This window comes from Borrelia nietonii YOR (genome assembly GCF_023035795.1).
GTDB classification, from domain to species: Bacteria; Spirochaetota; Spirochaetia; order Borreliales; family Borreliaceae; genus Borrelia; species Borrelia hermsii.
In genome coordinates this window covers 19,415-29,451 of record NZ_CP073150.1, presented here as the reverse complement: position 1 = coordinate 29,451, position 10,037 = coordinate 19,415, and the positions used below count along the sequence as shown (strand labels likewise).

Sequence of the window (10,037 nt, the reverse complement as noted above, 5' to 3'; positions counted from 1 at the left end):
TTGATACTCCTTATTATTTGTTCTATTACTAACCATAATAACGTAATTATTACTGGAAAGTAAACTAGCCTTTAATAAAAAATATTTTTTGTAAAATTTAACAAAAATAATATAGCAAAAGTTTTGACAAAAACAATTTTTTGCTATATTATTTTTGTTATAAAACAAATAATAAGGAGTTTGATATGATAAAAAAAACAAAAACTAAGATGCACAATGCAAATATAAAAAGAAAAATAACAAAAACAAATGAGAAAATAGTAGAGGTAGGGATGGAGCAGCCAAGTTTGTATGATCAAAAAATGTTTGAAGGATTTGATTCATTTGCACATCAAAGTCAAGACCAGATTAATAAGGGACAAAAAAGTGTAAGTAAAATCAGCAGAATAGGACGCAAGCTATCAAGAATTGGCAAAAATGAATGTTTCAAGTTTAATAGCAAAGTTGATTTTGGTATTCAAAGGAATTCATTAAAGCGTATAGGAGCAAGTGAAGTTGGGAGTATGTTTATTGGAGCTGAGAGTGTTTCAAAATTAATGCTTGATAGGGTCTTGAAATTATTAGGAAAAGAGATTTCATTAGAAGAGAACTTAAGCATGAGGAAAGGAAAGCTACTTGAGAATTTAGGGTTTGATGAATTTGTACGTATGCATTCTGATGAGATTGCTGTTTTACATAAGAATAAATATGCAAATGGGATAGATAAATATAATTACTTCAAGAAGTTTAAGGGACGGGACAATTTGGTTGGCTCAACAATTGATGGTTGGTTTGAAAACCAAGAAGGGGAAGCAGAGCTTTTAGAAATTAAATGCAGTGATAATATTTATTTAAAGAGTGCTGTAATTGAATACAATAAGAATGGTAATTTTTTAGAAAACAAATACTTTTTCAAGTATTATGTTCAAGTGCAAATACAACTTTTATGTACAGGTTTAAGTAAGGGGAATCTGTTTTTTCTAATAGGTAATGAAGCTATTAATTGTGTAATTGAGAGGGATGATAAGTTTATTAATGAAGTAATGTTTGATGTTTCAACAATGGAAGCGGAAGTAAGTAGTATTTCTGAAGCTTTAAGAGCAAAGTATGATATTGAGAATATAGATTTAGATAGTTTAAGTGAACTAATTCAAGAAGGGATTGAGAGTAGTGAGGTATACAAATATTTTTCAGAATCAGAGTATAAAGATAACTTTCTAGAATTTGTAAGATGTACTGACCTGGAGATTGATGAAGAGAAGGATAATCTGTTGAAAGGATATCTTAGTGAAATTAGTACTTTGCAAACAGAGATAGAAGAAGCAGAAGAGATAGCTAAGAGTAGACATACACAAGAGCTATATAAGGCAACAAAACCCATGAAAGATAAACTTAAATCCCGAATAGATGAAATATTTGCAGAATTTTCATTAATGGAACATGTAAATTATAATTTTGAAGGTATTCTATTTTCTTTAGATACAACCAAGCGAGCTATTAAAGATAGATTTAAGTCTTTAAGTGGCAATATCAGTTTTCTTGCTAGTAGTTTAGATTCAGTGCAGCAATGGTCTGATATTGAAACTTCCATTGTAAGTGCTTAAGGTTGGAGGTTATGAGGATTAGCTTTATGGTAGTACTTTTACTAATTACTTATCAGGTTGTGAAGTTTTTATGTAAATTTAGCAAAAGAACTTTAGAAAAAATAATTTATGATTATTACTCAAGACAAGAATTTTTAGAGGATATGAGAAGACTTGATCATGATTTAAGACTCATGGAAATGATGAGTAGATTAAGGGATAAGGAGAGCTCTCATGTCTGATATTAATTCAGTAGTATTATCAGGACGTCTGACTAGAGACAGTGAAATTATTTACGTTAGCAACAGCATTCCTATTTTGAAGTTTGGTTTAGCTAATAATAGGAGAATCAAAAGGAATAATGAATGGATAGATTATGCTCAATTTTTTGATTGTGTACTTTTTGGAAGTAGAGCAGAAAAACTAATAGCATTTCTTTTAAAGGGGAAACAAGTTGTAGTTAATGGGTCTTTAAGGTATGAGAGTTGGGATGACAAGCGAACTGGTGATAAGAGAAGCAAGAGCAGCATTTTAGTGGATGAGATTCAAATACTAAGCCCATTGCCTGCTTTAAGAGCACCTAATAAGGTTGATTCTGATGAAGGGTTTCATGAGGATATCCCTTTTTAGGAATGATATATTGCAATCAAAAATAATTGTAAGCTAAGGAGTTTTGAGTATGACCTATGCAAAAATTGAACTTGTAGAGAAGATGATGGACCAAAGAGATGAATTTGAAGAAGTTTTATTTAGTAAGGTAGTTGAGAAGGGAGCGGTAGTGCTTGTAAAACCTTACGATGAGGAATTTACTTGTTCATTAGCGAGGCATTATCTTGATATTTTTTTAAGGTTTTGCCTAAGGATTCCACATATTAAAGCTATATGTGGAATAACTAAGATTAAGGAAAAAAGTCTTTCTGTAAATAAGCATTTCAGGTCTTCTATGTTTGTGGACCTTATGTTAATTTTTTTTGAAGATTTATCGCTGTTTGAAGTTGAATTTCAAAGTATTAAATTTGATAGTAGAGGTTAAAGATTAAAGGTTAGAGGTTAAAGATGAAAATAACGCAAAATAATCCAAAGTTAATTTTAGAAATACGTCAGTGGGGATGTTACTTTTTATGTCTGCATTATTACATAGAACGATTTAAAAAATTGCAGTTTAGTATTAATGATATTAACAATAATTATCATAAATTTGTTGGTTTAGGATACATTAAAAGTAATTGTTATATTGTAAATCCATGCAGTATACTTCAAAGTTTTGGGATTAAGACAAGTGTGCGTTGGATAAGTCATTCTTACAGATGCGCAAATAATGAATTTGAAATAAGTGAAGTTAAAATCAAAGGTGTATCAGGCTATCATTTTATAGCAACTAACGATACCAGTGTTCTTTATGATTCACTTACGCTTAAGGAAAGAGGAGTTGAATATCAAATTACATCAAGGAGAGTGTTTAGGAAACATTGAAACTGCTAGCTAGAGAGGGAAGTAAGTATCGTTATAGTAAGGTTATTATAAGTCTTTTTCCTAAGCATACTTCATATGTTGAAGGATTTTTTGGAACAGGAGCAATCTTTTTTGCAAAACCATTAGCTTGTTACAATATACTCAATGATAATTCTCAGTTTATTTATAAGTTTTTTTATTATTTGCGACGAAATCCTGATTCACTTTATAAGAAGGTAAGAGACGCAATTATTTATGACAGAATTATAAATGAAAATCAAGACAAAATAGAATATATGGTTTTAAGAAGTTTGTATTCTATTTATGCTTCCTGTAATTCAACTATGAGGTTAGATAGAAGTAATTCTAAGAGATTATTTTTGGGTATGCTTAAGACTTATAAGTCTAGAATAAAAGAGATGCTTGATTATGCAATATTTACTTCGCGTGATATCTTTGATTTTCTGGGTGCTTTGCCGAAAAGAGATAAGATCGCTTCAACATTTGTATATCTTGATCCACCATATTCAATTTCACGTGGAAGTCTTGCTGATAATCGGGGGTGGGGTTTAGATTCTCTTGAGAGGCTCATTGTAGAGATGAAGAGATATAATTGGCAATTTGCAATAAGTGAATTTGATGATTTAAGGGTTTTAGAACTTTTCTTGAAATATAATCTTAATGTTAATTATATAGCTCGTTCAACTGGAATAGCTAATACTTTTGGGCATACTAAACATGAAATACTTGCAACTTCATATAGAACCAGTAAATCAAGTATGACTTGTAAAAATACTAGTCATATTCAACTTGAAATGTTTAAAGAGAAAGCGTGAATTTGTATTCTTAATTTGTGTATAAAAAAAGACTCTACTTCTCTGAATCTTTTAGAGTCTTTTTTTATTTTAAAAATGAAATATTGGTTTAAACTTTCAGGATTTATATGTATTATACACTAAATAATTGCCAAAAACTAGAGCTTAGCAAATAATTTATTGTTAAAAAAAATACCTAAGGATTGGTTCTTAGATATTTATATTTGTACATATTTATATGCGGTAAATGAGTTTTGATAATAACTTTAGTAGAAGTATATAATAAATTAGCAAAAATTGTAAGTTATTTCAAGCTAGTTTTGATATCTTTGTAAGCATTAATTTTACTTGCATGGGAGAGTCCATAAACATTATCAATCTCAGTAGTAGATGAGTATTTCATAAGTTCTTTAATTTCAAATGAGTTGTATCCTTTAGACTTTAGTGAGGCAATAAATATATTTCTACATATATGTAAAGATTTACGATACCTAAATCCTGCTTTAAGAAGCAATGATTTAAATTGTTTTGAAATCTTAATTATGCTAATTCTATTGTCACGGAATTTGTGTTTACTCTTTTGAAAAAGATAAGTACGCCTTTTGTCTTTTCCTTTGCTTGCAAAATGTTCTTGATGTATTTGCATAATAGCATCAAATTCAGACTCACTAATAACTACTTCTCTTATGCAGATACTACTTCTCTTTTTTGCTACATTAACACGAAGAGAATAGAATACTTCACCATCACAGCTTGTCTCTTTTGATACATCAGATAGTCTTACATTTTGTATCTCAACACCTCTGCAACCAGTAATACTTAAGATATATACAAACCATCCAGAGATTGGGTTGATTTGTATAAGCTTTTTTATACATTTTTTTACTAGTTTGGTTGTTTTGTCATTTAGATAGAATCTTACAGGAGTGTTTTTTGATTGTTTTGAAGCTTTATTTTTACTCTTAAGTGTACTTTTAAGTTGTGACAATTCTTCATTGAGGCATTCATTTTGCTTTATTAGTTCATTAATAAAGTTAAGATTACTGTTAGTTAAGAGTTCCTTTTCATGCATTTTATTGTTAACTAAAGATTTTAAAAATATTTAAAATTAGTTACAAAAATGTTAGCAAATACTTGTATTGTAAGTCAATTCTAACGTCGCTTCATTGTATATAAAATACCCCCTCTAAGGTACTTTATGTAAATAGAAAGGGTACTTTTTGATATGTTAGGTTAATATTTCTAGTATACTTTATCCTATCTTTAACAAATACTTGAAAATATCCTCTACATATACTCTATTTGTCTTTTTAGTGGATCTTCATTTTACAATGGTACGTATTGCTCTTTAAAATTTAACCTCTTTCTTTTTGTTAACCAATTGTTTACTTTTTATCTTCTTTTACCATTTTTGTAACCAGTTTAATTTATTTATCTTTACTATTTTTTCTAACAATCCCTATTCGTTTATTTTCCTTCTTTGTTTTTTTTGATTTAAACAATATGTAGCAGTTTTTCTTATGTTGTGTGAGCTTCTTATAAGTCTTAATTGTTTTTGTAAAGTTGATTGTTTTGTTATAGAGTTTATATTGGTTTTTGTTAAGTTTTGTTAATTTAGACTAGGTTTAAAGAGATATGAGAAGAGCAAAGAAGTCATTTGATGATTATGTTGTGTATTTTAAAGAATGCAGGCTTAATGACGCACAAATAGCAAAAGAGATGGGAGTAAGTCGTGTTAATGTAGGAAAGATGAGACGCAAGTGGGAAGAGGTTAAGGATGACCATGAATACGTTAAAGAAACTGCTAAGCTTACTATTCGTGAGGATACTTTAACTAATATTTTGCTTCATGCTTCACAAAGTACAGCCCAAGCGCGTGATCTTAAAAGTCAGTTTAGTATGGCCAGAAGCATGTTAGGGATTGAATTTATAAATTCATTTAGTCGTTATTTAGAGTTGGAACTTAAAGCCCATAATCACGAGATAGAAGTATTAGAATCTAAGATTATAAGTCTTGATAATAAAATTAGGGATAATAATCTTTCGCATTCAGATGAAGAGAGTAAGAGGCTTGAAGAATTAAAATTTAAACTGGATGAACTTAAAAGGGAAAGAGAACTTAAGAAGATGTCACTTTATTATAAGACAATGCTTAAGCTTAAAGCTACTGATGTTGATGTGAGATCTAAATTTTAAATTTAAAGGTTAGGAAATGGATATATATAAACTACCTCTTTTTAAGGAAATGCAAAAAGAATACAAGCGTGAATTTGGTATTGATATAGCAGATTTAATTAAACTGAAAGCAACTGTAATTGATTTTAGAGGGTTTGAGAAGACATATCTAACTAAGAAACAATGTGAGGTTTTAAAATTAATTGAGAATAATAATCAAAGTAAAATTATCCTGTCAGGTGGTATTGCCAGTGGTAAAACATTCTTGGCTTGCTATTTATATCTAAAGATGCTCATTAAGAATAGACATTTTTATAAACAGGATACCAATAATTTTATATTAGGTAATTCACAAAAATCATTAGAGATTAATGTTTTAGGGCAGTTTGAAAAGATTGCTAGCATGCTAAGAGTACCCTTTACGCCAAAGTTTTCTAATACATCATATTTTGAAATAGACTCCTTAAGAGTCAATCTATATGGTGGAGATAAGGCAAGTGATTTTGAAAGGTTTAGAGGAAGTAATTCCGCTCTTATTTACGTTAATGAAGCAACTACACTGCATAAAGAAACATTAATAGAATGTTTAAAGAGACTTAGAGTAGGTATGGAAACTATTATATTTGATACAAATCCAGACAGTCCAGAACATTTTTTTAAAACTGATTACATTGATAACAAGAAAACTTATGCTACATATAACTTTACAACATATGATAATGAACTAATATCAAAAGAATTTATTAAAACCCAAGAAGAGATTTACAGGGACATGCCAACATATAAGGCAAGGGTACTTTTGGGAGAATGGGTTGCGTCATACGATTCGATATTTACCAATATTAATCTTACAAGTAATCATGAATTTATAAGTCCAATAGCATATTTAGATCCTGCATACAGCATTGGAGGTGATAATACTGCCCTTTGTGTTTTAGAAAGAGTAGATCAAAAGTATTATGCATTTATATTTCAAGAGAAGTTACCAGTCAGTGATCCTAAGGTATTAAATACAATTAAAACTATTTTAACAAACCTTAATGTACATACACTATATGTTGAAGATAGGGATGATACTTCTGGGCATGGGAATGTGACTAAAACCTTTCTTAAACTTAGAGCAGGTATGAATCATGAGTTTAGAATTGCGCCAATTAAACCTATAAGTAATAAATTTACTAGAATTGCTACGTTAATAGGACCATTTGCAAGTTCTAACTTAAGTATTATGTACTATTCAAGCAAGTCAGCAATTGCTGATATTTATAAGTACAAAGGAGATGGAAAGAGTGCTGATGATTCATTAGATAGCCTATCAGCAGCATATATGTTATTGACTTTGGGTATACGTTCTCTTAAAGCACATTTTACTAAAAGAAGGTTCCTATAACACTTAAAATATTATATAATAATTAAATAAGGAGATTTTTATGGGACTTGCACAACCAGTAATTACACAACAAATGGTTATAGCAGAACTTACCAAAGCTGGGATAAATAGAGAGATTGCTATTGATCTGTCTTACAGATATTATCGCAATGAGCTTACTTACAAAGACATTGAGTATTTAGAGACTACTTTTAACCTTAAGCTTGAAAAGCTTGAGGCAAGCTTAAAATCTGATATTAGAGACCTTGATAATAAGATTGATACTGTTGAGAATAATCTTAACATAAAGATTGATACTGTTAGAAATGAATTAAAATCTGATATTAGAGACCTTGACAACAAGATTGATAACGTTAGAAATGAATTAAAATCTGATATTAGAGACCTTGATAATAAGATTGATACTGTTGAGAATAATCTAAATGTAAAGATTGATACTAAATTTACTGAACTTGATAACAAGATTGATACTAATACAATAGAACTTAAGAGCACATTAAGATTACATAATTGGATGTTTGGGACTCTTATCACCCTTAATATAGGAATATTTTTAGCATTAATATCACTATTAGTAAAGTAAATTTATTTAACTAGCCCCTTATTTAATTGACTTTCTGTCAATTATTTTTTCCCGTCATTTTTTTTACAAAAATTATTTAATTTTTTGTTAGAAACAATTAGCAAAAATTAATTATTGCATTATACTTGCTATCGTTAAAGGTTAAATAAGCCATGAGCTTAAATTTTAAGATTAATTCAAGAGATTTATATAAATATTCAATATTTTTTAGAAACTACATTTCAAATGTAGCAGAAGATTGCCTTAAGAATGGAATCACTTTAAATAGTGTAACTACTGCTTTGAATGTTAATGATGCTTTAGAAACGTTAAAAATAGAGCTAAAAGCAACATTATTGCAGTGTCTTATTAGTTATCGTTTTAATGGTGTTGGATACATTTTAGTTAAAACAGCAGATCAGCTACAAGATTTATACTTGGAAGTAAATAAAGAATTGCCTATTGGGTTTATGTATCTTGATTATAGTAATGTTCGTGATGAGGGGCCTGATGCTACTTATATAACATATACTTTAAAAGTAAATACAGATGAGAAGATATCTTATAAGGAAATAAAGATACATAAGAGCAGGGTAATCATACACTCCAATTATGATTATGTGCTTAAAGCATACAGCCCATGTTATACGCAAAGCTTTTTGCTTAATATATATCTTTTTGAACAAATATATAAAGAAATAGAAAAGCGAATAGAGAGTCATAACTTTTTATTTTACAGGGATGAATCATTAGTATCATTACAAGATGCCTTAAGTAATGCTACAACCTCATTAGAACTTTTAACTAAGGGTGTTAATGATAGGGCGAGCATATTTCCTAATATCTTTAAAAGAAATGATTTAAATGAGAATCATATAAGTGCGTTTAAGAGTGTAAATAGAGATTTAGAAAGAGAGCTTTCTAGACTTAAATCCAACTTAAATAATGAAGGAATATTTTACAGTGGCACACCAGATGCCTCACTGGAGGTTATTAAGTATGACTTAACCTATTTAAAGGAAGCATTAGCATTAGTAAAAGCAAAGATAGGTGCTGACACAAAAGAACCACTAACAAGGAGCTTTAATGAACAAGTTAAGGGACTGGGAAGTGATGGTAAGGGGGACAGATCGAATTACTATGACTTTCTAAAAGGTGTTCAAGAAGAGCTAGAAATTAATTGTAATAGTAAACTGGGTAAGCATTACTACTTAGACATGAGATTTAATTCATTGCATGTGCTAACTGAAGAAGAAAAGTATGAGAGAGATTCTAGACTTATAGAATTAACCCTTAAATATAAGGAATTAGAATCAAGCAATACGTTAAGTCAAAGAGAACTTGACGCTTTAAGATCAAAATTATTTTTTTATGAAGGCTAAAAGGAGATTTTATGAACAAAAAAACACAAGAAAATGTAGATAGCGCGCAAAAGGATAACTTGATGCAAAGTACAGAGGATAATAAAGAGGATAAAAATAGTATTACTTTAAGTTTAAAGGAATATGAAGAATATAAAGCATATAAAGCAACAAGAGAATCTGATAGTCAGAATTTAAGTATTAATGAGAGGATATCAAAGGAGCTTGCCGATACGCAAGCACGCTTGGAAGAAGAAAATAAATTATTAAGTGAGGCTTCTCGTATTAATGAGATTGATACTTTAGCACGCAAACATTTAAGTTCGCATTTTAATAAAGAAACACTACTTGCTAAAGGCTACTTATTAAAAGATATAATGCAAGCACAACGTAGGGAACTTGTTAGGAAGTACGTACCAGCTGAAGACATTCAAGCTATTGCTAAGGTAAGAGATACTAGTCATTTAGATGGAGAAGTGCTTGAACAACTTGTAAACCTTGCTAAAGTAAATATAAAGAAAAGAATCCAAGCTACAAGTATCAGTTCCAAAGGTGAGATTAAACTTAACTTAACAAATGAGGATATATCAATCTTAGATCCTAACTTTAGTCCCCAAAACTTTAATGAGTTTAATATTTCTATTGCTAATGCTTATAAAGAGAGAAGAAATGAGTTTTATAAGCTTGGAAAACAAAAAACCGCTTAAGGAGATAAGTATA

The 10,037-nt window shown here is 29.6% G+C and carries 12 protein-coding genes; 11 read left to right on the top strand and 1 reads right to left on the bottom strand.

What is annotated here, in order from left to right:
- Window positions 1-185: 185 nt before the first annotated feature.
- Genes bhYOR_RS04790 through bhYOR_RS04765 form a run of 6 tightly spaced genes read left to right on the top strand, consistent with a single transcriptional unit; the run spans window position 186 to window position 3,850 of the window.
- On the top strand, window positions 186-1,583 hold the full coding sequence (locus tag bhYOR_RS04790; protein WP_247088337.1) for a DUF244 domain-containing protein: 1,398 nt from the start codon (window positions 186-188) through the stop codon (window positions 1,581-1,583).
- A 26-nt stretch (window positions 1,584-1,609) separates the two neighbouring features.
- Window positions 1,610-1,804, top strand: a complete 195-nt coding sequence (locus bhYOR_RS04785; RefSeq protein WP_025434177.1) for a hypothetical protein — start codon at window positions 1,610-1,612, stop codon at window positions 1,802-1,804.
- Window positions 1,797-2,192, top strand: a complete 396-nt coding sequence (locus bhYOR_RS04780; RefSeq protein WP_247088335.1) for a single-stranded DNA-binding protein — start codon at window positions 1,797-1,799, stop codon at window positions 2,190-2,192. Before bhYOR_RS04785 ends, bhYOR_RS04780 begins: the two co-directional genes overlap by 8 nt.
- Window positions 2,193-2,241: 49 nt before the next feature.
- Complete coding sequence (locus tag bhYOR_RS04775; RefSeq protein ID WP_247088287.1) at window positions 2,242-2,595, top strand: hypothetical protein; 354 nt, start codon at window positions 2,242-2,244, stop codon at window positions 2,593-2,595.
- A gap of 23 nt (window positions 2,596-2,618) precedes the next feature.
- Entirely contained in the window at window positions 2,619-3,035 is a 417-nt protein-coding gene (locus bhYOR_RS04770; RefSeq protein ID WP_025400187.1) for a DUF261 domain-containing protein, read from the top strand.
- The gene (locus bhYOR_RS04765) at window positions 3,032-3,850 is read left to right on the top strand and encodes a DNA adenine methylase (RefSeq protein WP_247088327.1); all 819 of its coding nucleotides are present in this window, start codon (window positions 3,032-3,034) and stop codon (window positions 3,848-3,850) included. Before bhYOR_RS04770 ends, bhYOR_RS04765 begins: the two co-directional genes overlap by 4 nt.
- A gap of 283 nt (window positions 3,851-4,133) precedes the next feature.
- Here the strand turns inward: bhYOR_RS04765 and bhYOR_RS04760 are convergent, their stop codons facing one another.
- Window positions 4,134-4,901 carry a tyrosine-type recombinase/integrase gene (locus bhYOR_RS04760; protein WP_247088279.1) on the bottom strand — a complete coding sequence of 256 codons (768 nt, stop codon included), beginning with the start codon at window positions 4,899-4,901 and terminating at the stop codon, window positions 4,134-4,136.
- A gap of 563 nt (window positions 4,902-5,464) precedes the next feature.
- On the opposite strand from bhYOR_RS04760, the gene bhYOR_RS04755 reads away from it, so the two are divergent.
- The 5 genes from bhYOR_RS04755 (at window position 5,465) to bhYOR_RS04735 (ending at window position 10,024) form a co-directional block, all read left to right on the top strand.
- Complete coding sequence (locus bhYOR_RS04755) at window positions 5,465-6,025, top strand: DUF603 domain-containing protein (protein WP_247088325.1); 561 nt, start codon at window positions 5,465-5,467, stop codon at window positions 6,023-6,025.
- Between the two features lie 16 nt (window positions 6,026-6,041).
- Complete coding sequence (locus tag bhYOR_RS04750; RefSeq protein ID WP_247088323.1) at window positions 6,042-7,394, top strand: PBSX family phage terminase large subunit; 1,353 nt, start codon at window positions 6,042-6,044, stop codon at window positions 7,392-7,394.
- Between the two features lie 40 nt (window positions 7,395-7,434).
- Window positions 7,435-7,977 carry a Bdr family repetitive protein gene (bdr, locus tag bhYOR_RS04745; protein WP_247088322.1) on the top strand — a complete coding sequence of 181 codons (543 nt, stop codon included), beginning with the start codon at window positions 7,435-7,437 and terminating at the stop codon, window positions 7,975-7,977.
- Window positions 7,978-8,129: 152 nt separating this feature from the next.
- Window positions 8,130-9,338, top strand: coding sequence for an anti-CBASS protein Acb1 family protein (locus bhYOR_RS04740; RefSeq protein ID WP_247088320.1), 1,209 nt, complete (start codon window positions 8,130-8,132; stop codon window positions 9,336-9,338).
- A gap of 11 nt (window positions 9,339-9,349) precedes the next feature.
- Entirely contained in the window at window positions 9,350-10,024 is a 675-nt protein-coding gene (locus bhYOR_RS04735) for a DUF1357 family protein (RefSeq protein WP_025400152.1), read from the top strand.
- Window positions 10,025-10,037 lie beyond the last annotated feature (13 nt).

Excerpts from the sequence above, each read along its gene's own strand:
- bhYOR_RS04780 (WP_247088335.1), top strand. The coding sequence starts at position 1,797 with ATGTCTGATATTAATTCAGTAGTATTATCAGGACGTCTGACTAGAGAC.
- bhYOR_RS04785 (WP_025434177.1), top strand. The coding sequence starts at position 1,610 with ATGGTAGTACTTTTACTAATTACTTATCAGGTTGTGAAGTTTTTATGT.
- bhYOR_RS04755 (WP_247088325.1), top strand. The coding sequence starts at position 5,465 with ATGAGAAGAGCAAAGAAGTCATTTGATGATTATGTTGTGTATTTTAAA.
- bhYOR_RS04770 (WP_025400187.1), top strand. The coding sequence starts at position 2,619 with ATGAAAATAACGCAAAATAATCCAAAGTTAATTTTAGAAATACGTCAG.
- bhYOR_RS04760 (WP_247088279.1), bottom strand. The coding sequence starts at position 4,901 with ATGCATGAAAAGGAACTCTTAACTAACAGTAATCTTAACTTTATTAAT.
- bhYOR_RS04740 (WP_247088320.1), top strand. The coding sequence starts at position 8,130 with ATGAGCTTAAATTTTAAGATTAATTCAAGAGATTTATATAAATATTCA.
- bhYOR_RS04750 (WP_247088323.1), top strand. The coding sequence starts at position 6,042 with ATGGATATATATAAACTACCTCTTTTTAAGGAAATGCAAAAAGAATAC.
- bdr (WP_247088322.1), top strand. The coding sequence starts at position 7,435 with ATGGGACTTGCACAACCAGTAATTACACAACAAATGGTTATAGCAGAA.
- bhYOR_RS04735 (WP_025400152.1), top strand. The coding sequence starts at position 9,350 with ATGAACAAAAAAACACAAGAAAATGTAGATAGCGCGCAAAAGGATAAC.
- bhYOR_RS04775 (WP_247088287.1), top strand. The coding sequence starts at position 2,242 with ATGACCTATGCAAAAATTGAACTTGTAGAGAAGATGATGGACCAAAGA.
- bhYOR_RS04790 (WP_247088337.1), top strand. The coding sequence starts at position 186 with ATGATAAAAAAAACAAAAACTAAGATGCACAATGCAAATATAAAAAGA.